Genomic DNA, 24,303 nt, shown 5'->3' on the forward strand with positions numbered 1-24,303 from the left:
TTCCTGCAGCACCATGGCGCGGAGAAGGGCGTCTGAAAAGGGCAGGCGGAAAGCGGGTGACCAGCTTTTGCACAGCATGAACAGAAACCTACCAGCAAGAACCGCGTCGAATACCAACAAGACTTTGAAAAAAATAAGAAAAAACTGAATCACAGGGGGATAAAGTTTTCCGGTCCGCAGTCTGCGACCAATGCCGCATACCGGGGCATACCATGGTGGGAGGCGACTCCCGCAGACTGAGGGAGGGAAGCCTTGTCACAGATTGAGACCTTCTATGACGTGATGCGGCGGCAGGGGATCACCCGCCGCAGCTTCATGAAATACTGTTCGCTGACCGCCGCCGCGCTTGGTCTTGGCCCAAGTTTCGTGCCCAAGATCGCCCATGCGATGGAGACAAAGCCGCGCACGCCCGTGATCTGGGTCCATGGCCTTGAATGCACCTGCTGCTCCGAAAGCTTCATCCGCGCTGCGCATCCGCTGGCCAAGGATGTGGTCCTGTCGATGATCAGCCTTGATTACGACGACACGCTGATGGCGGCGGCGGGCCATGCGGCCGAGGCCGCGCTGATGGACACGATCGAGAAGTACAAGGGCAACTACATCCTTGCGGTGGAGGGCAACCCGCCGCTGAACGAGGACGGGATGTTTTGCATCACGGGGGGTAAGCCCTTTGTCGAAAAGCTGCGGATGGCGGCAAAGGATGCCAAGGCCATCATCAGTTGGGGCGCCTGCGCATCCTATGGCTGTGTGCAGGCGGCGGCCCCTAACCCGACGCAGGCGACCCCGGTCCATAAGGTCATCACCGACAAGCCGATCATCAAGGTCCCCGGCTGCCCGCCGATTGCCGAGGTGATGACGGGCGTCATCACCTATATGCTGACCTTTGACCGTCTGCCGGAGCTTGACCGTCAGGGACGGCCCGCGATGTTCTATTCGCAGCGCATCCATGACAAATGCTATCGCCGCCCGCATTTCGACGCAGGCCAGTTCGTCGAGGCATGGGACGACGAGAATGCCCGCAAAGGCTATTGCCTTTACAAAATGGGCTGCAAGGGGCCGACGACCTATAACGCCTGTTCCACCGTGCGTTGGAACGAAGGTGTGTCCTTCCCCATTCAGTCGGGCCATGGCTGCATTGGCTGTTCCGAAGACGGGTTCTGGGATCAGGGCTCTTTCTACAACCGCCTGACCAACGTCAAGCAATTCGGGATCGAGGCGAATGCCGATCAGATCGGCATTGCTGCGGCGACGGTCGTTGGCGGCTCTATCGCCGTTCATGCGGCCGTCAGCGCGCTGAAAAAGGCACAGAAAAAGACGCAGGACAAGGTGGAGGGCTAAGATCATGGGAAACCAGACGCCGAACGGGTTCAACCTTGATACAGCGGGCAAGCGCATCGTCGTCGATCCGGTCACGCGGATCGAAGGGCACATGCGCTGCGAGGTAAATGTCAATGATGACGGCATTATCACGAACGCCGTCAGCACCGGCACCATGTGGCGTGGGCTAGAGGTCATCCTGAAGGGCCGCGATCCACGCGACGCATGGGCCTTCACGGAACGGATATGCGGGGTCTGCACGGGGACGCACGCCCTTACCTCTGTCCGGGCGGTTGAGGATGCGTTGGGGATCACCATCCCCGACAACGCCAATTCCATCCGCAACATCATGCAGTTGAACCTGCAGATCCATGATCACATCGTGCATTTCTACCACCTGCACGCGCTGGATTGGGTCAACCCTGTGAACGCGCTCCGCGCTGATCCCAAGGCCACTAGCGAATTGCAGCAGGCCGTGTCGCCCAGCCATCCGTTGTCATCGCCCGGCTACTTCCGTGACGTGCAGAACCGGTTGAAGAAATTCGTGGAGAGCGGTCAGCTTGGTTTGTTCAAGAACGGCTATTGGGACAACCCTGCCTATCTCTTGCCGCCCGAAGCGGACTTGATGGCCACGACCCATTATCTTGAGGCGCTGGACCTGCAGAAGGACATTGTGAAGGTCCACACCATCTTTGGCGGTAAGAACCCGCATCCGAACTGGCTTGTTGGTGGTGTGCCCTGCCCGATCAACGTCCATTCCACGGGCGCAGTTGGCGCCATCAATATGGAGCGGTTGAACCTCGTCAGTTCCATCATCGACCGCTGCATCGAGTTCAACAACAACGTCTATATCCCCGACGTGATCGCTATCGGCGGATTCTACAAGAACTGGCTTTACGGTGGCGGTCTGTCATCGAAATCGGTGCTGGCCTATGGCGATATCCCTGAACATGCCAATGACTTCACGGCGGCGCAATTGCACCTGCCGCGCGGCGCGATCATCAACGGCAACCTGAACGAGGTGCAGGATGTGGATGTCCGCGATCCTGAACAGATTCAGGAATTCGTGGATCATTCCTGGTATCAGTATGGCGAACCCGGCAAGGGCCTGCATCCGTGGGATGGTGTGACAGAGCCGAAGTTCGAACTGGGTGCCGCGACCAAGGGCAGCCGGACGAATATCGAAAACATCGACGAGGCAGCGAAGTATTCTTGGATCAAGGCGCCACGCTGGAAGGGCCATGCGATGGAAGTGGGGCCGCTGGCCCGTTACATCGTGGGCTATGCCGGTGGGCATGAGGACATCAAGAACCAGGTCGAAGGCCTGCTGCGGACGATGGACCTGCCGGTGACGGCGCTCTTCTCCACACTTGGCCGGACCGCCGCGCGGGCGCTTGAATCCGAATATTGCGGGCGCTTGCAGAAGCACTTCTTCGACAAGCTGGTGCAGAACATCAAGAATGGCGATGAAAGCACTGCCAATGTCGCCAAATGGGACCCCTCGACCTGGCCGAAAGAGGCAAAGGGCGTGGGCATGACCGAAGCCCCGCGCGGCGCGCTGGGGCATTGGGTCAAGGTGAAGGACGGGCGCATCGAGAATTACCAATGTGTCGTACCCACCACTTGGAACGGCAGCCCGCGCGACAGCGCCGGCAATATCGGGGCTTTTGAGGCCAGCCTTCTGGAAACCAAGATGGAACGGCCGGAGGAACCGGTCGAAATCCTGCGCACGTTGCACAGCTTCGACCCCTGCCTTGCCTGTTCCACCCATGTCATGTCGCCCGATGGTCAGGAACTGACCTCGGTCAAGGTTCGCTGAGGAGGAATGGCGATGAGGAAACTTGCACTTTCGACGGTGGCGACCCTGCTGGCAGGTCCGGCGCTGGCGCATACAGGCCATGGCGCTGCGGATGGCTTCTTGCATGGCTTGGGGCACCCGGTCTTTGGCATGGATCACCTTCTGGCTATGGTGACGGTGGGCCTGTGGTCGGGCTTCGTGCTGCCGCAGCGGTTCTGGGCGGGGGCGATGGCCTTCATGGGGGCGATGGTTCTTGGGGCGGCCTTGTCTTGGTATGGCTTTGCCTTGCTGGGGGTGGAGACGCTTATCACATCCTCGGTGGTGGTGTTCGGTCTGCTGACGCTGCTGACCCGGCGTGGGCAGGGGGCGGGTATGACCACCGCTTCTCTGGCTGCCATCGCGGCCTTTGCGCTGGCCCATGGCCATGCCCATGCGACCGAGGCGACGGGGCAGGCGCTGGCCTATCTTGCGGGCTTCCTGAGTTCGACCGCCGCTCTTCATCTGGCGGGGATCGCTTTGGCGCGGTCGGTGGCAGAGGGGCGCTTTGCCTCGCTTGTGCAGCGCGTGCTTGGGGGCGGGGTCGCCATGGGTGGCCTTCTGCTCGCCTTCGGCTAAGGGGGGCGGGTCATGCCTGACACAACCCTTCCCGTCGATGACGTGGTGGTTCGCCCAGACCCCATAACCTCACCCGCCTATGAGGCGGCACGGCTGACCGGCGATGCGACGCTGGAAGATCTGGAAAGCATCCGCAAACGCACCTCGGTCTATGTCTACGAGGCGCCGGTCCGGATGTGGCACTGGATCAACGCGGCCTGCATCCTTGTGTTGATCATTTCGGGCTATTTCATCGGGGCACCCCTGCCATCGATGCAGATCGGAGAGGCGACGGATCAATTCGTCATGGGCTATATCCGCTTTGCGCATTTCGCGGCGGCGATGATCCTGACCGTGGCCTTTGCGGGCCGCATCTACTGGGCGCTGATGGGCAACCATCATGCACGGCAGCTGTTCTATGTGCCGGTGTGGAAGGCCCGCTGGTGGCGCGAGATGTTCTTCGAGCTGCGCTGGTACGCCTTTCTGGAACGCGAGCCGAAGAAGTACATCGGTCATAACCCGCTGGCCCAGCTTGCCATGTTCTTCTTCATGACGCTTGGCCTGACCTTCATGATCGTCACCGGCTGGGCGCTTTATGCCGAAGGGGCGGGGCAGGGGTCCTTGCCCGATACGGTCTTTGGCTGGGTGCTGGGATTGGTGCAGAACAGCCAGAGGCTGCACACGCTGCACCATCTGGGGATGTGGGCCATCGTCATCTTCACGATGATCCATATCTACGCCGCGATCCGCGAAGATATCATGTCGCGGCAAAGCATGGTTTCGACCATGATCTCTGGCCATCGAACGTTCAAGGACGACCGGCCCGAATGACCGTGCCGCAGAACGGTATTGCAGCGGCCCCTTCGGGGGCCGTTTCACTTTGGCACGGACAGAGTGATCGCGCACTGTCGCGACGTTTCCAGTTTTCGCTTCAATATGGTTAGTAACTTTCCATACCAGATTTCACGCCAAGCGCGACTAGTTCGAAAAATCAATAGTTTATAGGGTATTCGGCGCGCTTATTTTTGATCGAAGAATCGCTCACGCCTTGGCACTGCAAATGACATGATCACCCCAAGGGCAAGGGCGCAAAGCCCGCGACCAGCCGGAAAAGACGGCTAAGAGGGACGGAGGATGTGGTCATGAAGGTGTTGATCCTTGGGATCGGCAATGTGTTGTGGGCGGATGAAGGCTTTGGCGTGCGCTGCGTCGAGTCGATGGCGGATCGCTATGCGCTGCCTGATACCGTCAAGCTGATGGATGGGGGAACGCAGGGCCTCTACCTGCTGCCCTTTCTGGAAGAGGCCGATGCGCTTCTGGTTTTCGATGCCATTGATTACGGGCTGCCTGCGGGCACGCTGCGCCTGATCCGCGACGATCAGGTGCCGGCATTCATGGGTGCGAAGAAGATGTCGCTGCACCAGACCGGTTTTCAGGACGTGATCGCAACCGCCACGCTGATGGGCCATTGCCCGCCCCGCATGGTTCTGATCGGCTGCCAACCCGTGGAGTTGGAAGATTACGGCGGCGGCCTGCGCCCCGCAGTTGCGGCGCGTATTCCCGAAGCCTTGCAGATCGCGGTGGGCGTCCTGCGCGAATGGGGGATCGACGCTGTCGCAGGCCGCTCGACGGCGACCGATCTTGCAGATGCTTCAATCCGTCAGTCCGCCTATGAAGACGGCCGCCCGACCGAAAGCGAAGCCTGCCGCATCGGTGACGCCCGTTTCCTGCCGCAGGCGGTGTGACATGTGCCTAGGAGTTCCGATGCTGCTTCTGGGTCGTGACGGTATCGCGGGTCTGGCCCGTGATGGCGAGGCGACGGAACTTGTCGATCTCTCCCTGACACCAGATGCCGATGCGGGCGACTGGGTGCTTGTTTTTCTTGGTGCAGCGCGTGAAGTGCTCACCGAATTCGAAGCGCTCGCCACGCGCCGTGCGCTGGATGGTCTTCGCGCCCTCATGTCGGGCGGTGATCTGGGCGACGCCTTCCATGATCTGGATAGCCGGACCCCGACCCTTCCTCCCCATCTTCAAGCCGCGCTGGACGCGGGACATGCGAAAGGCTGATCCGATGCATCCCCTTTTGAACCGATTGGTCACCGAACTGGGCTGGCCCCATCTTCAGACGATGGACGAGGTTGAGGCGTTTCTCGCCCGCCCCGGCGCACATTGCCTGCTGATCCCCGGCGATCCGGCACGCAACCTTGAAACCGCCGATGCGGCGGTGGTGCTGCCGGAACTGCGCATGGTGTTTCAAGGCGCCTTCGACTGCGCACTCGTTGGCGATGCGATCGAGGCCCAGCTGCGCGAGACACATGGCGTGCTGAAGACCCCCGGATTCCTCTTTTTCCGCAACGGGCGGATGCAGGGGGCCATCGCAAAGATCAGGGACTGGGACGATTACATGGCGCGAGTCCCCGCCATCCTTGGCTTGGCCGAAACAGGAGTGTGACGATGGCGAACTTTCACCTTCCGCCGCAAGGCTTTGGTCCCGGGTCGCAGGGCACCGGAGAAGAGCTCGACTTCATGCCGCTGCCATCGGGCATGCGCACCTACTCGGCGCATGTGCCAGAGGTGGAACCCGGCGCGGTCCCTCGTGCTGCGCTTGATCTGATCGAGGCCATTGCTGGCGCCTGCGACCTGACGGCGGTGGATGGTCAACCACGTTCGGTCGATGTGGGCTTTCTTGCGCCTGATGCGCGGGCCTTGCTGGCCGAAACGCTGGGTCAGGGTGAGGTGGCGATGAAGCTGCGTGGCGTCCCTGCGGTGGCGGTTCAGGAGTCGGTCTTCGCCGGGGTCTGGGTTCTGGCCGGCGAAGGGGTCGACCGTATCGAAATCGCGCCTTGCCCGGCCCTGGCGGTATCGCGAGCGCATGTTCCGCACCGTCCCGCGCTGGGGGCCGATGCCTTTCGTGGCGCACAGGTGGTGAATGCACCCGCCCTTCTGGTAGAGCTAGAGGATAGGTCCCGCGGCTGGCATCCGGGGGCCGAGGTGCATGTCATCAACCTTTCGCTCTTGCCCCATACGGAAGAGGATCTTCTTTGGCTGGCCGAAGCCACAGGTGAAGGCGCGGTGACAGTTCTTTCACGCGGTTACGGCAATTGCCGTGTGACGGCCACGGCGCTGGCCCATGTCTGGCGGGTGCAGTTCTACAATTCCATGGATACCCTGATCCTTGACACCTACGAGGTCACGGAAATGCCTGAAGTCGTCATTGCCGCGACCGAGGATCTGACCGACAGCGCGGACCGCATTCGCGAAGTGCTGGAGGCGATCAGATGACCGTGGGCTTCGAAGGCAGCTATCTGGGCGCGTCCGACAAGATCAGCCCCCTTGCCATTATGGAATGCAAAATCTGCTGGACGCCCTATGATCCGGCCGACGGCGATGACACGCGGCAGGTTTTGCCGGGGACACCTTTCCTTGCCTTGCCCGAAGATTGGTCCTGTCCCGGCTGTTCGGCTCCAAAGGCCCAATTCCTTGTTCGCGAAGACCCGGGTGCCGAAAGTGCGCGACTGGCGGCTCAGATGGCCGAGGCTACGCGGCGGTTAGTGTCAGATTTCGCAGAAGTGTTCCATTCCAAGATGCGCGATGTGCCCTTGGTCAATCATGCCCTTCATGTGGAAGCGGTGGGATTCGTGCCGCATGAGGAAGGCTTTCTCGGCGTCCTTGTCGCGCCATGGTTTATGAACCTGATCCTGCTGCCGAAAGAGGGCCGTCCAGCCCTGCGCGCCGGCGAGAAAGAGGTGCTGCGCTTTGCCTCTGGCGATTACGAGTTCCTGCATAATGCAAGGCCAGAAACCGGACCCTATCTGGCCTGTTCGCTGTTTTCGCCCATGTCTGATTTCACCAGCCAGTTACAGGCGGTTGAGGTGGCACGCGCCGTGATGACCGAACTGTTCAAGGCCGAGAACCGCGCCGAGACCGACAGGGCCGCCGAAATCCGCGCCTCACGTGAGGCAGAAATTGCCGGTGTAGATCTCGAGGACGGGGAAGAGGCAACAGCCTTGCAACCGACACGGCGCGCCCTTCTGACAGGCGGGCTGTCCGGCGGGGCGGAGGCATGAAATGGTGCAGGTTCTGACCCTTTCTCCGGCGACAGATGGCTATCGGGTGATCCGACCTGCCGCTCTGCCACTTGGAGCTTTGGTTCTGGGTCATCCGGTGGACGAAGTGGCGAAGATGCTGCCACGGCTGTTCAACCTATGCCGCGTTGCGCAGGAAACGGCTGTCAGGCTTTCTTTGCGACTGACGACGTCGCGGGACAGGGATGCATTGGCCGCCGAAGTCCTGCGCGATCATTTGCTTCGCCTGTCGGTCATTCTGCCCCCAATGCTGGGCTTGCCGGTTCGGGGCATTGCGGGCGATCCCTTGTTGGTGCTTTTCGGTCAAGGGCGAGGGCTGCCTGTTGACTTGATCGGCCTGCGTGCCTGGTTGGCGGCGGGTGAAGGTGCGGCACCTCTTGTGTCAAAAGTGGCACAGGCCTTTGGTCCCGGTGAGGCGGCGGTTGACCTACCTTATGTCGATGCAGCGACGGCCCTTTCGGTGGTGGCGGTAGAAAATTCGGCCGCGGGACGGCAGGCCGCGCATCCTTTGCTGCGGTCCATCGCGGCGCGGCAGGGGCGTGGCCCCTTGTGGCGTCTGCTTGGCATGCTGGCCGATGCCGAGGCGGCGGTGGCGGGTCGCCTGCCCCAACCCACGATCGCCGATGGCGTGGCGCGGGTGGCGGCCGCGCGGGGGTCCTATGCGCTGCGCCTTGGCCAAGTGGGCGGGATGGTCACGCGGATTGACCGCGTGACGCCGACCGATCACCTCTTGGCACCGGGGGGTGCCTTGGAATGCGCCCTGACAACCCTGCCCGTGGCGAAGCGGCATCTTGCGCCAGTGGTTGCCGCGCTGCACGATCCCTGTATGGCGGTGAAGGTGGAGGGCATGCGCCATGCATGAAATGTCGCTTGCCGAGGGCATCCGCAGCGTGATCGAGGATCAAGCCCGCGCACATGGCTTTGCCCGCGTGACGGTGGTCCGACTGGAGATTGGCCGCTTTGCCGGGGTGGAAAAACCCGCACTGGATTTTGCCTTCGACGTGGTCATGCGCGGCAGCCCCGCCGAAGGCGCGCGGCTTGAGATGATCGACCTGCCCGGACGGGCGCTTTGCTATGATTGCGAAAAGACGGTGGAGATTGCGGATCGTCTGGCGCCTTGCCCGCTTTGCGGCGGTGGGCGGCTGATGCCGGATGGCGGAGACGAGATGCGGATCAAGGATATGGAGGTGGCGTGATGTGTACGGTATGCGGCTGTTCCGATACGGTGACGGCGGATGGCAAGGTTCTGGAATTCGCGGGCGGGCATTCCCATCCGCATGACCATCTTCACCATGGCCACGATCACGATCACGATCATTCCCATGACCATGGACATCATCACCACTACGGGATGGGTGCTGCGGGCGTGTCGGTCCCCGGTATGACGCAAGCACGACTGATCGAGGTGGAAACCTCGATCCTTGCCAAGAACGACGCCTATGCCATGGCCAATCGCCGCGTTCTGAAGGCGCTTGGCGCTTTGGCGGTGAACCTTGTCTCTTCACCGGGGTCGGGCAAGACCACGCTTCTGTGCGAGACGATCCGTCGGCTGGGTGACGCCCCCTTGGCCGTGATCGAAGGTGATCAGCAAACCAGCGCAGATGCCGACCGCATTCGTGCGACGGGGGCGACCGCGATCCAGATCAACACCGGGAAGGGCTGCCATCTGGATGCGCATATGGTGGGGCATGCTATGGATGATTTGGCCCTAAAGCCGGGGGCATTCCTCTTCATCGAAAACGTGGGTAATCTTGTTTGCCCTGCCGCATTCGACCTTGGCGAAGACGCGAAAATCGCGATCCTGAGCGTGACAGAGGGCGAAGATAAACCCCTGAAATATCCCGACATGTTCACCGCCGCCAAAGTGGCAATCCTGAACAAGATCGACCTTGCGCCGCATTGCGGATCGGACATCGCGGCCTATGAGGCGAACCTACGCCGCGTGAATCCGGCGATCACGATCCTTAAGCTTTCGGCCCGTACGGGCGAAGGGATGGAGGGTTGGCTTCGCTGGCTGACCCATAGCCGGACGGCCAAGGTGCTGTGATGGCCGACACACCCGCGCCTCCGCGCCCGACGATCCTTCTGGTCGATGACGAGCCGCATTCCCTGCAAGCCATGCGTATGGCGCTGGAGGATGAATTCGAATGCCTGACGGCAGGCAATGCCGAACAGGCCCTCGGCGTGATGGAGGAAGAGTGGATTCAGGTCGTGATCTGCGACCAGCGGATGCCGGGGCGGACGGGCGTGGAGTTTCTGGCCGAACTGCGCGAACGCTGGCCTGAAACGATCCGCGTGATCGTCACGGGTTACACCGATCCCGCCGCGATGGCACAGGCGATCAATGACGCAGGCATCCATCAGTTCCTGACCAAGCCGTGGCATCCCGATCAATTGACGATGGCCGTGCGCAACGGCACGCGGCTGTTTTCTCTGGCGCGGGATAATGAACGCATGGCGCTTGAGATGCGGTTTCTGGCGCAGACAGTGCAGGCCAAGCTGGAAAAGCGCCGTGGTGCCCTGCGCGAAGGCTATGGGTTCGAGACGATCCTGCGGTCACCCACAAGCCCGATGAATGCAGTGGTCGCGCAGGCACGCCTTTACGCCACCTTTGATGTTCCGGTCCTGCTGACCGGAGAACCGGGGACGGGCAAGTCACGTCTGGCGAAATCGATGCATTTCGCCTCGCTCCGGTCTGACAAGCCCTACCTTTCATTGAACCTCGCCGGGATGCCTGACGATCTTGCCCTGCTAGAGTTGTTCGGGGCGAAACGCGGGATGTTGCCCGGTGGCGTGGCCAAGATCGGCCTCGTGCAAAAGGCTGATCGCGGTACGCTTTTCTTGGGCGGGATTGAGACGGCCTCGCCCGCCCTGCAACTTGCGCTGCATCGGTTGATGGAAGAGGGCACCTTTTCCCCCATCGGCGGGCAAGAAGTGCTGACCTCTGGCCTGCGTCTCATCGTCGGCTCAGGGGCCGATCTGGCGGTGCGTGTGGCAGAGGGTGCCTTCCGACCGGACCTTTACTATGCGCTGGCCGTCGCAGAACTTGCATTGCCGCCCTTGCGCGCAAGGCGGGGCGATGTGGCGGTTATGGCCCAGCATTATCTGGGTGAACTGTCCGCCCAGCATGGCAAGGCCAGCCACGGGTTCGAGGCGGCAGCACTGACCTTCCTTGAAAACTACGACTGGCCCGGCAACCTGCGCGAATTGCGCAACGAGGTGACGCGCATGCTGATTTGCGCGACCGACAACGTGCTGGGGGCGGACCTGATTTCGCGCCACATCCTGCAAGCGGCACCCGGCGAGGGTGGCGCCGACCGCGAAGCGCAGGTGGCCCTGATGGATGGTAGCCTGAAAGACCGCGTTGAGCTGATCGAAATGCGCATCCTGCGCGAAACCCTGACCCGCCACCGCTGGAACAAAAGCCGGGCCGCGGCAGAGCTCGGCCTGTCTCGCGTCGGCCTGCGGGCGAAACTGGAACGCTATGGTATCGCCGATCCGGTGGGTCGCGCCGTGACCGAAGATGAGGAGGACTAGGGCATGTGTCTGGGTATTCCGGGGCGGATCACCGCAATCACGGATGAAGGGCGGATGATGGCGATGGCCGATGTGTCAGGCGTCCGGCGCGAGGTATCGGTCGCCTGCGTGGCGGGCGCAGACCTGTCGGCGCTGGTGGGCCAATGGGCGCTGATCCATGTCGGTTTCGCCATGGCGATCATCGACGAGGACGAGGCGGAGAAAACGCTTCAAGCCCTGCGCGATCTGGGCGAAGCGCAGGAAACGCTTGAGATGATGCGCGCGAGCGATCTGGCGCTGGAGGGACGGTCATGAAATTCGCATCCGAATTCCGCGATCCTGTAGCGGCAAAGGCGCTTTTGTCCGCCATCGCGGCCAGTTGCGACCGGATGGGGGCGACGCGGGAAGAACCCGTTTACATCATGGAAATCTGCGGCGGGCATACCCATTCGATCTTTCGCTATGGGTTAGACAAGTTGATCCATCCGGGGGTGGAATTCATCCATGGCCCCGGCTGCCCTGTCTGCGTCCTGCCCATGGCGCGCGTGGATGAATGCGTCGAAATTGCTGAACGTCCGGACGTGATCCTTTGCACCTTCGGCGATGCGATGCGCGTGCCGGGGCATCGCAAAAGCCTGATGCAGGCCAAGGCCGAGGGTGCCGATATCCGCATGGTCTATTCACCGCTGGACGCACTTGAACTCGCCCGTCGCAATCCGGGGCGGGAGGTGGTGTTCTTCGGGCTTGGGTTCGAGACGACGACGCCTTCGACCGCGCTTGCCATTCAAGCGGCGGCGCGCGAAGGGCTGAAGAATTTCACCGTCTTCTGCAATCACATCACGGTGCCCGAACCGATCAAGGCGCTGCTCGACGATCCTGATATGCGGCTTGATGGTTTCATCGGGCCGGGCCACGTGTCGATGGTAATCGGGGTGCATCCCTACGATTTCATTGCGCGCGATTATGCCAAGCCCATCGTGGTGGCGGGGTTTGAGCCGACGGACCTTTTGCAATCCGTGCTGATGGTGCTGCTGCAAATCGAACAGGGCCGCGCCGCCGTGGAAAACCAATATGCCCGTGTGGTGCCGGAACATGGCAACCCGGTCAGCCTTGCCGCCATCGCCGATGTCTATGAACGCAGGCCGTCCTTCGAATGGCGTGGTCTCGGAGAGATCGATGCCAGCGGCCTACGCATCCGGCCCAAATATCGCGCCTTCGATGCCGAGGAAAAGTTCGGGATCGGATACGGGGCGGTGCATCGTGTGGTGCCAGAGCCTGAAGGCTGTGCCTGCGGGGCGGTGATGACGGGGCGGATCAAGCCCACGGCCTGCCCACAATTCGGTAAGGGCTGCACGCCCGACATGCCACTGGGCGCGCTCATGGTCAGTTCCGAAGGGGCCTGCGCGGCCTATTGGCAATATGGCGGGGCCCGTGCCGTGGCGGCGGAATAGGGGGCAGACCCCGGGGGTTTCACCCCCGGACCCCCAGAGTATTTGGGCCAAGATGAAGGGGCCATAACATGGACGGAACCGGACGGATGAAGGTAGATCGGGTGACGCTGGCCCATGGCGGCGGCGGACGGGCGATGCGCGATTTGATCGAAGGCGTCTTCACTTCGGTCTTTCAGCCACCGGGGGGTGAAGATCAAGCCCGCCTGATGGACGCCGCCTTAAAGGAACCCGGCGCGCGGCTGGCCTTTACAACCGATAGTTTTGTGGTGACGCCGATTGAATTTCCGGGCGGCGACATCGGCAAGATCGCCGTTTGCGGCACGGTGAACGATCTGGTCGTGGGCGGCGCCCGGCCTCTTTGGCTCTCGGCTGCCTTCATCATCGAAGAAGGGACAGAGGTTGCCCTACTCCGCCGGATCGCAGCATCGATGCAGGCCGAGGCGCAGGCCGCAGGCGTGCGGATCGTGACGGGGGACACCAAGGTGGTGGAACGCGGCAAGGGTGACGGTGTCTTCGTCACCACGGCGGGGGTGGGGGTAATCCCGGCGGGGCGTGATCTGGGCGCGGCGCATATCGCGGCTGGCGATGCGGTGCTGGTCAATGGCTATGTTGGCGACCATGGCGCCGCAATCCTCGCCGCCCGTGGCGACATGGCGCTGGATACCGATCTGATCAGCGATTGCGCCGCCCTTGGCCATCTGATGGAGGCGGTTCTGGCCGCCGCGCCCGGCACCCATGCTGCGCGCGATGCAACGCGCGGGGGCCTAGCATCGGCTCTGAATGAAATGGCGGCAGAGGCCGGGGTTTCGGTGGAACTGAACGAAGACGCCCTTCCTCTACGCCCTGAAGTGCGCGGGATATGCGAAATCCTTGGTCTTGATCCACTTTATCTTGCCAATGAAGGGACCATGGTCCTCTTCGTGCCGCAAGATCAGGCCGCAGCCGCGCTGGCAGCTATGCGATCTCGGCCACAAGGCCGCGATGCGGTGCAGATCGGTGTCGCCAAGAATGGGCTGGCTGGGCGCGTCTCCTTGCGGTCATCGTTTGGGGGCGCGCGCATCGTCGACATGTTGGTTGGCGAACAGCTGCCACGCATCTGCTGATATTTCGCTGATCGGCCGTGTCGGCAACCCCTGGTTTATCGCTGTTCTAAACTATTCGTGTTTTGGCCCGTTCCCCTTCACTCCGGGGCTTGGTTTAGCCTTCTCCGGCAAGTGCCTTGTGCGGGGTGACGATCGGCCGAATGCCCAGGGCGGATGAGTGAGAAAAGCGGAGACCGCCCTGAGTGAACGTTCTGTCCGACACCCCGACCCCCGCCGCCGCCCGTGCCCTGCTGGATACGCCGCCGGAAGATGAGTTCGACAACTTCACCCGCCTCGCCTCGCGCCTGATGAAGGTTCCGGTGTCGCTGGTTTCAATTCTGGACATTGACGGGAACCGGCAGTTCTTCAAAAGCCAGTTCGGCCTGCCCGATCCTTGGGCCACAACACGCCAGACACCGCTCAGCCAATCTTTCTGCCGTCTGATCGTCGAAGACAGACAACCCCTCATCGTGACCGATGCCCGCAAGGATGCGCGCGTCCGGGGAAATGCGGTGATCGATCTGTTGGGGGTGGTGGCCTATCTGGGCGTTCCTGTCGTGGCCGATACGGGCGAGGTGATCGGGTCCTTTTGCGTCATCGACCACGAAGTACGCCAATGGACGGACGAGGATTTGGACACGCTGAAACGGCTCGGTCGCAGCGTGAATGACCAGCTTCGCCTTAAGTCGATGGCGCAGGCCCTTGAAACGGTGCGGCGTGATTTGGCGAATGAACGTGACCAGTTGGCGAATATCCTTGAAACCGTTCCGGTTGCGGTTCTTTCAGTGAACCGTCAGGGGCGCATCACCCTGACCAATCGGGAATGCCGCCGCGTACTGGGACTGTCCGAGGAAGAGATCGCCCAACGTCAGTTCGACGATATTCGCTGGCAGATCGAAGCGGTTGGCGGCGGGCCCTTTCAGGTCGAAGATCTGCCCGTGGCGCGTGTCCTGCGCGACGGCAAGCCCGTGCGCGACGTGCGCCATGCCGTGGTCTGGCCAGATGGGGAACGGCATATCCTGTCTATCAATGCATCGCCCCTAACTGGCCCCGGTGGACCGGTGGCCGTTGTTTGCGCAGTGGAAGACATTACCGAACGTGTCGCCGCGACCCAGCGGATCGAAGAGGCACGCCAGAAGGCCGAAGATGTCAGCCGCGCGAAATCGGACTTCCTCGCCAATATGAGCCACGAGATACGCACCCCGCTGAACGGCGTCTTGGGGATGGCCGAGGTGCTGCAAAGCATGGTCACCACACCGGAAAAGCAGCGAATGGTTTCCACCATCCGCCAATCGGGTGAAACACTGCTGTCGGTCCTGAACTCCATCCTCGACATGTCGAAGATCGAGGCGGGCAAACTCACCCTCGACAAGGTGCCGATCCGCGTGCCGGACCTGATCTTCGGGATCGAGGCGCTGCATCGCGTCAAGGCCGAAGAAAAGGCGCTGGATTTCGAAGTGCTGTGCAGCGGCGGCAAATCCAAGGCGCGGCTTGGCGATCCGCACCGGATTACACAGGTCCTGAACAACCTTCTCAGCAATGCGATCAAGTTCACCGAAAGCGGCGATGTTCGGGTCATCGTCTCTTGCAAACCGGGTCGTCCGGTGATGATCGAGGTGACCGATACAGGTATCGGGATGACCGAGGCGCAGGTGCTTCGGGTGTTCGAAAGTTTCGAACAGGCCGAAAGTTCCATCGCGCGGCGCTATGGCGGCACGGGTCTGGGCCTGTCGATCGTGCGACAACTGGTGCATTTGATGGGGGGGACGATCGAAATCGAAAGCCGCCACGGCAGCGGCACCACAGTCCGCGTTTCGTTGCCCCTGCCAGAGGTTGATCCGATCATCGAAACGCCCCAGACCCCGAATGCAGAAAGCGATCTGGCCTGTCTGGCCGGAAAGCGGGTGCTGGTCGCCGATGACAATCCGACCAACATGATGGTTCTGACAGAGATGTTGGCCCCTTCCGGCGCGCAGATCGTGAAAGCGCAAAACGGGGAAGAGGTCGTCACGGAATGGACCGCCGCGCAGACCGAAGGGCGCCCTTTTGATTTGCTGCTTCTGGATATCCGGATGCCAGTGAAAGATGGGTTGACCGCCCTTAAGGACATCCGCAGTGCCGAGGCAAAGGCAAACCTGCCCGAGGTGCCAGCAATTGCCGTGACGGCGAATGTTATGCCGCAGCAGGTGATGGAATATGTCACCGGCGGCTTTGGCACCCATCTCGCCAAGCCGATCCTGCGCGCCGATCTGATGAAGGCGATTTCCGTCCTCTTGCGGGTCAAAGCCTAATGATCATTCGGTAAATACTTGGGTCCGCAGAGTATCGACCCGCTGCAAGACATCACCCAGAGGATCGTCCGACGATGTGCGGTATGGTCATCCGTGCATCTGATGCGTGTTCAGATCGACGAATCGTCACCGTTATGCGATTCTGCTTCGGCGAAAGCTGCGCTGCCATCGGCAAAGACCGCAATGGCAAGGGGCGCATAGGGTGCGCGCCATTCGCTATGCACATGCGTATTTCGCGGCAGTTCGAGTGTGACGCCATCGCCCTGCGGCAGGGGCAACGCCCTGCCATCGACAGACAAATGGATCAGCGCTGCGGTGGCCTGCCAACTTAGGCTGACCCGATCTATCCCGCCCGCTAATGGCTGGCGCGTCAAGGTCAAGCACGCAGCGGATGCGGCCTCAACGCCCTTGGCGTGGGGCAGGGGTGGCAAGTCGGGGGTGCGCGGCGGCGGCTGTCGATAGCGCCCCGTCGCCTCGAACGCGCAGGCCAGTTGCAGCAATGCGGCATCATCCCAGCCACGCCCTGCGAAGGTCAGGCCTGCGGGCATGCCGATATCGTCCATAATCCCCATCGGCACTGTGACAGTCGGGATGCCAAGATGCCGGATGGCAAGGTTGCCATTCGCCACCCAGACCCCATTCGCCCAAGCCTTTTCGAAAGAGTCAGGGTTCCTGTCCGCATCGGCCGGTCCAATATCGGCCACGGCAGGAAAGACCACGGCATCAAGGCCAAGGGTATCCATCCACGCTTCAAGATCGATGCGTCGGGTCTCCTCCAGCGCGCGAAAGCCTTCGGCCAAATGTGGGATGTCTCGGAAATCGCCCGGTGGATTGGCGCGGGCAAAGGCGGGATAGGTGGCGATATCGTCGTCAAACCCGTCATAACGATCGGGCAACGCACCCTTGGGTAATGGAAAGATCGTCGCCCCGTCTACCTGCGCCAAACGGTACAGATGCGGGTCGCCATTCGCAGCAAGAAAATCATCCCAAGCCCAAACCGAAAGATCGACGATCTCGCGCTTCAGGTAGGCGGGTGACACTAGGCCGCGCGTGCGGATCGTAGGGGCGCCGGGACGGTCGCCTTCATAATTGGTGATGACGGGAAAATCGGTCACGATGACGGTCGCCCCCGCCGCCTCAAGCGCCCGCCGCGCCTGTTCCCACAGCGCAAGGATTGCGGGTCGGGTCACGATGGGCTGCCCCGTCGGCCCGCCGATGCCCGGCCTCTCCGCCGTGCCGGCAAGGGGATCGGCGTTGATATACATGGCCGGAACACCAATTCGCTTGCCCTTAAGCGAGGCATCTCTCGCCAAAGCGGCATAGGACGGCGGCCTGATATCCGATGCAGGGGGGATCGCGACCCAAGGCTGGCTTCGCCAAAGATCGCCACGCGTTTCCGGATCATCCGCCACGATCACATCCAGCAGCGCCAGCATATCGGCCATCGTGCGGGTATGCGGCACGACAACGTCCATCGTCGGCACCAGCGGCCAATTTCCGCGCACCGAAATCACCCCGCGCGACGGCGTATAGGCGCATAGCCCATTATTGGCCGCAGGCGCGCGACCCGATGACCATGTCTCTTCCCCCAAACCGAAGGCAGCAAAGCTGGCGGCCGTCGCCGTCCCTGACCCGTTCGAGGAACCAGAAGCATAGGCCGCTGTCAGGTAATCGGCGTTATAGGGGCTTTCCGCGCGGCCATAGACACCGCGCTGCATTCCCCCATTCGCCATGGGCGGCATATTGGTCAGGCCAATCAGCACCGCGCCTGCCGCCCGCAGGCGGGCGATGGCAAAAGCATCGTCCGAGGCAACCAGATCGGCAAACGCCGGCGACCCAGAGGCAACCGTGAGCCCGCGCACCTTGTAGCTGTTCTTGGCCGTGTAGGGGATGCCGTCCAAGGGGCCAAGGCTTTCCCCCCGCGCTCGGCGCAGATCCGAGGCCCGCGCTTCGTCAAACATCAACGGGTTCAGGATCGGCACCGCGTTCAGGCGCGGCCCCATCCGATCCAGCGCTGCGATGCGTGTGAGATAGGTGGCCGTCAAGGCAACCGAAGTGGTCCGCCCTTCGTCAAGGGCGGCACGAAGGTCGGCAAGGCTGGCTTCGACGACGGTCATGGGCGGACTCTGGGCTGTTGCTGCGTGATGCAATGCACCCCACCACCCCGCGCGAAAAGTTCGCGCGCATCCACTGGAACGATCCGGCGGCCCGGATAGGCAGCAGCAAGGATATCCGCGGCTTGGGCATCGGCCTTCGCCTCTCCAAAGGCGCAGGCAATGACGGCGTCATTGATGACAAGATGGTTCACATAGGACCAATCGACGTAGCCATGTGCGTCGGTCAGAGTGGCGGGGGCGGGCAGATCGATGACCTCCAACCGCCGCCCTTTCGCATCCGTGGCCTCTGACAGGATCGCGCGGATCTCCCTCATTGTTGCATGGTCTGGATGGCCGCTGTCATTTTGCTGATGAACCAGAACTCTCCCCGAAGATGGGAAGGTGGCGACGATATCGACATGCCCCCGCGTCCCGAAATCATCGTAATCCCGCGCAAGGCCGCGCGGCAGCCAGATCGCCTTTTCGGTGCCAAGCGTGCGCGCCATCTCTGCCTCTACCCGTGCAGCATCGGCATGAGGATTGCGCTCAGCGCCCAGCTGAACAGTTTCGGTCAGAAGGATGGTCCCTTCGCCATCGACATGGATGCCACCCCCCTCATTCACCAGAAGCGAGGGGATCACCGGCACGCCCAGAAGACCCGCGATGAACTGCGCCAATCCCCGATCATGGGTAGCACTGGTCCAGTCGCCACCACCCCAGCCGTTGAAGATCCAATCGACGGCAGCCAGCGACCCGTTGGCTGCATGCACAAAGGTCGGGCCGGAATCGCGCAGCCAGAAATCGTCGATCACCCGTTCGATCAATTCAATCCCGCCACCAAGCATCTTCTGCGCACGGGACATTTCGGACGGATCGACGATCATCGACACAGGCTGAAACTCTGCAATTGCATGCGCGACGGCGGTCCAGGCGGCATAGCCCGCCTCACGCGCCACGGTCGTGTCGCCCAAGGTCTGCCCTTCGCGTGGGAATGCCATCCAGATGCGATCCTGAGGTGCCGTTTCGGGGGGCATGGTCCATGTCATCGGCTGGGTCCTTCGGTCTTTTCTTGGGCCTATCTGAAACAGGTCTTGCCCGCCGCGCCAAGGGGCAGCGTTGCACCGGCTGGGGGCAACGCCTATTGTGCCCCCAAGGGGTAAGGGGACCATCCGTATGGCGCGATCTTTCGGGCAAGCAGAGGGAACCGACCGGATCATCCGTCGCAAGCTTTCCGATGAGGTGCTGGACAGGCTTCGTTCGATGATCCGCAGCGGAGAGTTGCGTCCGGGCGATGCCATGCCTTCTGAACGCGCTTTGATGGATCGCTTTGGCGTCGGCCGCCCTGCGGTGCGTGAGGCGTTGCAATCGCTGCATCAGCAGGGGCTCATCTCCATCTCGCATGGCGAACGGACGCGGGTGCAGCCTATCGATGCGACCACGGTTCTCGCCCGCAGCGATGATGTCGCGCGCATGTTGCTGGATCTGGTGCCTGCAAACCGCCAACATCTGAAAGAAGCGCGCAGGATGTTCGAACTGGGCCTTGTCAGGCTGGCTGCCGAACGGGCAACAGCGGTTGATGTGGCGGACCTGCGGGCGGCGATTGATGAACAGACCGCGCAGATGGCCGGCGACCCTGTTCCCTTCATCAAAGCCGACATGGCCTTTCACGCCCGCATAGCCGCAATCAGCGACAATCCGATCATAACCGCCGCCTCGCAGGCCATGCTTCGCTGGCTTTTCGAATATCACACTGCCTTGCTGCATTGGTCAGGACGCGAAGCGGTGACCTTGGCGGACCATGCGGCCATCGTGGATGCGATAGAGGCGCATGATGCCGATGGCGCGGTGCAGGCGATGCTTGACCATCTGGATCGGTCGCGCGATGCGCTGGCACCGATGGATCAGGGTCGCGCCCCACCCCCGGAGCGGACCCAACCGAAATAATCTTCCGACCCCATCTGTCCCCCCTTCAAGGCGATCTGAAGCCCATCCCGCGAACCTGCTCCATGCCCCGTGCAAAGCGCCGCACCGGGAATGGTGGGGGCAAGCGCAGTCAGGGCCTGCAAATCCAGTTCCCGCAAGGCATGGCCCGAGGTATCTCCCCCTGAAATCACGGCGCGTCCTAGCCTCGCCTGATCCAGCGTTGCGGCAAGGATGCGCCCCAAGGCGGCGCCCAACCGGGCATGCACCCGTTCCGGCGTCAGGGTGGTAAGGGACAGCGCCGCACGAAACCCCGCAACCGCCGGGTCATCAGGGCCAAGCGCGGTATGGATCAGGGGGCTTTTCCCCTCAGCCGCGGCCGCAAGAGCAAGGGTGATGGCCCGCATCTCCGCATCAGCCAGCGCATCGGGGCTTGCGCAGGCCGCAGCGGCCTCAAACGGGATTGGCGCAAAGCCATGCGCCCCGGCCCAAGCGATCTGGCCCGCCGTTATGGGTGACACAGACCCGGAAACGGCGGCGATCCTTTCCACAGGCCCCGCCGATGGCACAGGCGGCGCGGGTGCAATTATGCCGTCCTCCTGCCAGTGGCGCACAAGGGCATATTCCACCCCCTGACTACCCGCCGCAAAGGACAATTCGGCACGATGCTGCCACAACAGACGGCCCACAACCGCCTCGGATCGATCATCGACCATGTCGATAGAAAGAAGCCGCACCCCGTTCTCCACATACGCAGCCAGCACGGTGTCAGGGTCCAAGGCAAGTGTCGGCAAATCAATCAGGGCGGACGGCAAGTCTGTCTGCCCGGCCAGATGGCGCAGAAGATCCGCCTCTGTCATCGGCGTGGCCGGATGACGTGACATCACGGGATGGCGGTCAAGGCGAAAGACACCATCAGGCGTTCCCGCGAAAAGATTGCCAAAGGCCTGATACCGCCGCATCTGCGGGGCAGCCGTGACGATAGGCACAGCATGGGCGGGGCGATGCGCAAGGCCGATCTCAATCGCTCGCCCGATACTGCCAAGCTGCGGCGAAGAGTCGAAGGTGGAGCAAAGCTTGTAATGCAGGATTTCAGGCCGCAAACCCTCCAGCCACGCATAGGCCGGTGACAGCGCGTTGGCCATGCTGTCGGGCGATTGGCTGCGCGCCGTAGTCGCCAGCCCGATCCCCTGCATCCCGGCAAAGCGGGCCATCAAATCAGGCGATGGGATTTCGGTGAAAAGAACTGCGGACAGCCCTGCGAAGGCCAGCACCTCCATCACAGCAGCAGCCCCGGTGAAATCGTCACCGATCCAGCCGATCAGGGGATTTCCAACCTGCGCATCCGCCATTCCCCGCCTTTCCCGTAACGGCCCGGCACCGCGCCGCAAGCATACCTCATTATGAGGTTATACCAGTTGCGCCGCAAGCCGCCATTCCATGTCAGGCGAAGGTCACAGTCCGGGCAAAAGGCAGATCGCGCAGCCGCTGCCCCGTCAAGGCAAAGATCGCATTGCCAAGCGCAGGCGCGGCGGGAGGTGTGCCGGGTTCACCGATCCCCCGGATATGACCAAGGTTTTCCAGCACGCGCACCGCGATAGGCGGGCATTGCGACAGGCGCAGCGGTTCATAATCCCAGAAGTTCTGCTGTTCGGCCTGACCGTCGGCAAAGGTGATCTCGCCCCGCATCGCGGCAGACAGGCCATAGATCATGGCCCCCTGAACCTGCGCCTCGATATTGCGCGGATCAAGCGCCGTCCCAACATCCGCCGCCGCCCATGCACCCGTCATCCGCAGACCTGCGGCGCTATCTTCCACCTCGATTACCTGCGCACAAGGCACGCCAAATGACAGACAAAAGGCAAAGCCCTTGGCCCGCCCTGGCGCGGCACTGCCCCAGCCCGACATCTCGGCCACCGCCTCGATCACGGCACGCGATGGTTCGTGATCGATCATGCCAAGACGAAAGGCCACCGGGTCCACCCCCGCAGCAAAGGCCAATTCATCCATCGCGGTTTCGTGGAAAAAGGCGTTCTGCGATGCCCCCACAGATCGCCAGCTTCCCACCGGCACCATTGCAGGCGCGCGATAACCCGTAACCCGATGATTGGCGATGCGATAGGGCTGCTCCCAAGCGCCTTGCACGATCGTCCCATCCGGCCCCGGCACGCTATAGCCCAACCGCCCGACTTGGCTTTCGACCACCGAAGAAGAGCAGGTCGCAAAATCAAAAGCGACGAGACGACCGCCATCCACCTTCGCCCGCACCTTCCCGCGGGCCGCCGGGCGATAGCCGTCATGGGTCATGTCCTCTTCCCGGCTCCATGTCAGAAGGACGGGCGTGCCCTCCATGGCCTTGGCAATCGTGACGACTTGCCGGATCACATCCATTTCCGCCCGCCGCCCGAAACCACCTCCCATCGGCAGAACTTCGACAGTGATCGCCTCTTCCGGCAACCCGGTCATCGCCGCAGCCTCAGGAAGGATTTGCGAAGGAAGCTGATGCCCCGTCCAAACCGTCAGCCGCCCGTCTTTCAACAGCGCGGCACTCGACATCGGTTCCATCGTCGCATGGGCAAGGTAGGGGACGGAATATTCCGCCTGCCAATCTCCGTCCATCAGGACCGCATCCACATCGCCGTCATCGCGGTTCACGCTGTCACGCCGATCCTCGCTGAAACTGGCGGCCAGCACGGCATCAATCTCGGCACTCGTCGCAGGATAGGGTGCCGAGGCCCAATTGAAGGTAATGACATCCGCAGCCTGCATCGCCACCCAGGTCGAAGAAGCGACAACCGCAAGACCATTCTCCACCGGGATGATCCGGTCCACGCCCGGCATCGCCTCGGCGGAACTGGCGTCAAAGGACAGAAGGGCCGCGCCCTGCCCTGGGTTCGTGCGAACCGTGGCAAAGCGCATGCCGGGAAGGCGTATATCAACGGCAAAGGTGGTGGTCCCGGTAATCTTCCCCATCATATCAGGGCGCGGCAGACTTTTTCCCAAAAGCTGCCATTCGGCGCGGGCCTTCAGACCGGGTTCGCGGTCCAGCACCACCCCAGCCGCAGCCTCGGCCAAGTCCACATATGGGATACGGCTTCCATCCGGGGCGATCACGGCCCCAGCTTCGGTTGCCAACTGATCCGCTGGCAGGTTCAACCGCGCCGCAGCCGCCGCCACAAGCGCAGCGCGGGCGGCGGCCCCGGCAAGGCGCATCTTTTCAAACGCATCCGGTATGGATGATGACCCGCCCGTGATCTGAAAGCCCAAGAATTTCGCTGGGATGTCCATGCTCGCGCGCACGGTTTCGGCCAACCACCCAGTATCCGTCGGCGCGAAAGGCACACCTTCCTGCAAGACAGCCGCGTTGTAATAGGCGGCGCCGGGGGGGCCATGCAGGACGCGGACCGCCGACCAATCCAAATCCATCTCTTCGGCCACCAAAGCTGCCAACGTGCTTTGCACGCCTTGCCCCATCTCGGCCCGTGGCGCGATGACGGTCACGCCGCTCTGGTCGATCAGCACATAGGGGTTCAGCGTCACCTCACCTTCGGCCAACCCACCCTCCAGCGGGTTCCCATGTGGCGTGGCATAGCGCCACCATCCGAAAGCCACCCCACCAAGCAGGGCGACAGAGCCAAAAAGGAAACCGCGGCGGGCAATCTTCATCAGGCGGGCCATGGTCACACCTCCTGCAAACGACGCGCGGCATCCTGCACGGCGGCGCGGATGCGGGGATAGGTGCCACAGCGGCAAAGATTACCCGACATGGCCTCATCGATCTCGGCCTCGGTCGGGGCCGGGTTGGCAGCCAAAAGGGCCGCTGCCTGCATGATCTGCCCCGACTGGCAATATCCGCATTGCGCGACCTGCCCCTCAAGCCAAGCTGCCTGCACGGCATGCAACGCCGCCGGATTGCCCAGTCCTTCGATGGTTGTCACTGACGCCCCCGCCACATCGCCAAGCGCCGTCTGACAGGACCGCACGGCCTGCCCATCCACATGCACGGTGCAGGCACCGCAAGCAGCAACGCCGCAGCCAAACTTCGTTCCCGTCAGGCTCAACCCATCTCGCAGCGCCCAGAGAAGCGGCATCTCAGGCGGCAGATCCAGCGTCTCGGCGCGTCCATTGACGGTCAGGGTGATCGACATCCGGG

At 62.2% G+C, this 24,303-nt stretch carries 22 protein-coding genes and 1 pseudogene; 18 read left to right on the plus strand and 5 right to left on the minus strand.

Features of this window, described 5'->3' with window-relative positions:
- Positions 1-252: 252 nt before the first annotated feature.
- The 17 genes from QF092_RS19600 to QF092_RS19680 all read left to right on the plus strand — a co-directional run bounded on the left by QF092_RS19600 (position 253) and on the right by QF092_RS19680 (position 16,134).
- Complete coding sequence (locus QF092_RS19600; protein ID WP_281470657.1) at positions 253-1,338, plus strand: hydrogenase small subunit; 1,086 nt, start codon at positions 253-255, stop codon at positions 1,336-1,338.
- Positions 1,339-1,342: 4 nt separating this feature from the next.
- On the plus strand, positions 1,343-3,136 hold the full coding sequence (locus QF092_RS19605) for a nickel-dependent hydrogenase large subunit (RefSeq protein WP_281470659.1): 1,794 nt from the start codon (positions 1,343-1,345) through the stop codon (positions 3,134-3,136).
- A gap of 12 nt (positions 3,137-3,148) precedes the next feature.
- Positions 3,149-3,730, plus strand: a complete 582-nt coding sequence (locus QF092_RS19610) for a HupE/UreJ family protein (RefSeq protein ID WP_281470661.1) — start codon at positions 3,149-3,151, stop codon at positions 3,728-3,730.
- 12 nt (positions 3,731-3,742) lie between these two features.
- On the plus strand, positions 3,743-4,540 hold the full coding sequence (gene cybH, locus QF092_RS19615; protein WP_281470386.1) for a Ni/Fe-hydrogenase, b-type cytochrome subunit: 798 nt from the start codon (positions 3,743-3,745) through the stop codon (positions 4,538-4,540).
- Positions 4,541-4,851: 311 nt separating this feature from the next.
- Positions 4,852-5,454 carry a HyaD/HybD family hydrogenase maturation endopeptidase gene (locus QF092_RS19620; protein ID WP_281470388.1) on the plus strand — a complete coding sequence of 201 codons (603 nt, stop codon included), beginning with the start codon at positions 4,852-4,854 and terminating at the stop codon, positions 5,452-5,454.
- 1 nt (position 5,455) lies between these two features.
- Positions 5,456-5,776 (plus strand): HypC/HybG/HupF family hydrogenase formation chaperone, encoded by a 321-nt coding sequence (locus tag QF092_RS19625; protein ID WP_281470390.1) that lies wholly within the window; start codon positions 5,456-5,458, stop codon positions 5,774-5,776.
- 4 nt (positions 5,777-5,780) lie between these two features.
- Positions 5,781-6,161: a thioredoxin domain-containing protein gene (locus tag QF092_RS19630; RefSeq protein WP_281470392.1), complete on the plus strand. Its 381-nt coding sequence runs from the start codon at positions 5,781-5,783 to the stop codon at positions 6,159-6,161.
- Between the two features lie 2 nt (positions 6,162-6,163).
- On the plus strand, positions 6,164-6,991 hold the full coding sequence (locus QF092_RS19635) for a hydrogenase expression/formation protein (protein WP_281470393.1): 828 nt from the start codon (positions 6,164-6,166) through the stop codon (positions 6,989-6,991).
- Positions 6,988-7,776, plus strand: a complete 789-nt coding sequence (gene hybE, locus QF092_RS19640) for a [NiFe]-hydrogenase assembly chaperone HybE (protein ID WP_281470395.1) — start codon at positions 6,988-6,990, stop codon at positions 7,774-7,776. The genes QF092_RS19635 and hybE overlap by 4 nt, the downstream gene beginning before the upstream one ends.
- Position 7,777: 1 nt before the next feature.
- A complete protein-coding gene (locus QF092_RS19645) occupies positions 7,778-8,656 on the plus strand; it encodes a HupK protein (RefSeq protein ID WP_281470397.1) in 879 nt (292 codons plus the stop codon).
- Positions 8,649-8,990 carry a hydrogenase maturation nickel metallochaperone HypA gene (hypA, locus tag QF092_RS19650; protein ID WP_281470399.1) on the plus strand — a complete coding sequence of 114 codons (342 nt, stop codon included), beginning with the start codon at positions 8,649-8,651 and terminating at the stop codon, positions 8,988-8,990. Before QF092_RS19645 ends, hypA begins: the two co-directional genes overlap by 8 nt.
- Complete coding sequence (hypB, locus tag QF092_RS19655) at positions 8,990-9,841, plus strand: hydrogenase nickel incorporation protein HypB (RefSeq protein ID WP_281470401.1); 852 nt, start codon at positions 8,990-8,992, stop codon at positions 9,839-9,841. The genes hypA and hypB overlap by 1 nt, the downstream gene beginning before the upstream one ends.
- Positions 9,841-11,331: a sigma-54-dependent transcriptional regulator gene (locus tag QF092_RS19660; RefSeq protein ID WP_281470403.1), complete on the plus strand. Its 1,491-nt coding sequence runs from the start codon at positions 9,841-9,843 to the stop codon at positions 11,329-11,331. Before hypB ends, QF092_RS19660 begins: the two co-directional genes overlap by 1 nt.
- Before the next feature lie 3 nt (positions 11,332-11,334).
- Positions 11,335-11,625: a HypC/HybG/HupF family hydrogenase formation chaperone gene (locus QF092_RS19665; protein WP_281470406.1), complete on the plus strand. Its 291-nt coding sequence runs from the start codon at positions 11,335-11,337 to the stop codon at positions 11,623-11,625.
- Complete coding sequence (hypD, locus tag QF092_RS19670; protein ID WP_281470407.1) at positions 11,622-12,761, plus strand: hydrogenase formation protein HypD; 1,140 nt, start codon at positions 11,622-11,624, stop codon at positions 12,759-12,761. The genes QF092_RS19665 and hypD overlap by 4 nt, the downstream gene beginning before the upstream one ends.
- Positions 12,762-12,829: 68 nt before the next feature.
- Positions 12,830-13,864, plus strand: a complete 1,035-nt coding sequence (gene hypE, locus QF092_RS19675; RefSeq protein ID WP_281470409.1) for a hydrogenase expression/formation protein HypE — start codon at positions 12,830-12,832, stop codon at positions 13,862-13,864.
- A 182-nt stretch (positions 13,865-14,046) separates the two neighbouring features.
- A complete protein-coding gene (locus tag QF092_RS19680) occupies positions 14,047-16,134 on the plus strand; it encodes an ATP-binding protein (RefSeq protein ID WP_281470411.1) in 2,088 nt (695 codons plus the stop codon).
- A gap of 428 nt (positions 16,135-16,562) precedes the next feature.
- Here QF092_RS19680 and QF092_RS19685 read toward each other — a convergent pair.
- Positions 16,563-18,251, minus strand: a pseudogene (locus tag QF092_RS19685) (amidase); the annotation flags it as partial.
- Positions 18,248-19,276, minus strand: a complete 1,029-nt coding sequence (locus QF092_RS19690; protein ID WP_281470413.1) for an agmatine deiminase family protein — start codon at positions 19,274-19,276, stop codon at positions 18,248-18,250. The gene QF092_RS19690 and the pseudogene QF092_RS19685, both read right to left, overlap by 4 nt.
- Positions 19,277-19,403: 127 nt before the next feature.
- Between QF092_RS19690 and nanR the strand changes: the two genes are divergently transcribed.
- Positions 19,404-20,174 (plus strand): transcriptional regulator NanR, encoded by a 771-nt coding sequence (gene nanR / locus QF092_RS19695; RefSeq protein ID WP_281470415.1) that lies wholly within the window; start codon positions 19,404-19,406, stop codon positions 20,172-20,174.
- On the opposite strand, the gene QF092_RS19700 is transcribed toward nanR, so the two are convergent.
- From QF092_RS19700 to QF092_RS19710, 3 genes are all read right to left on the minus strand, one after another.
- Positions 20,132-21,502, minus strand: a complete 1,371-nt coding sequence (locus QF092_RS19700) for a four-carbon acid sugar kinase family protein (RefSeq protein WP_281470417.1) — start codon at positions 21,500-21,502, stop codon at positions 20,132-20,134. The two genes, nanR and QF092_RS19700, sit on opposite strands and share 43 nt — an antisense overlap.
- A 91-nt stretch (positions 21,503-21,593) precedes the next feature.
- A complete protein-coding gene (locus QF092_RS19705; RefSeq protein WP_281470419.1) occupies positions 21,594-23,828 on the minus strand; it encodes a xanthine dehydrogenase family protein molybdopterin-binding subunit in 2,235 nt (744 codons plus the stop codon).
- 2 nt (positions 23,829-23,830) lie between these two features.
- A complete protein-coding gene (locus QF092_RS19710; RefSeq protein ID WP_281470421.1) occupies positions 23,831-24,298 on the minus strand; it encodes a (2Fe-2S)-binding protein in 468 nt (155 codons plus the stop codon).
- Between the last annotated feature and the right edge of the window lie 5 nt (positions 24,299-24,303).

This window comes from Fuscovulum ytuae (assembly GCF_029953595.1).
GTDB lineage: Bacteria > Pseudomonadota > Alphaproteobacteria > Rhodobacterales > Rhodobacteraceae > Paragemmobacter > Paragemmobacter ytuae.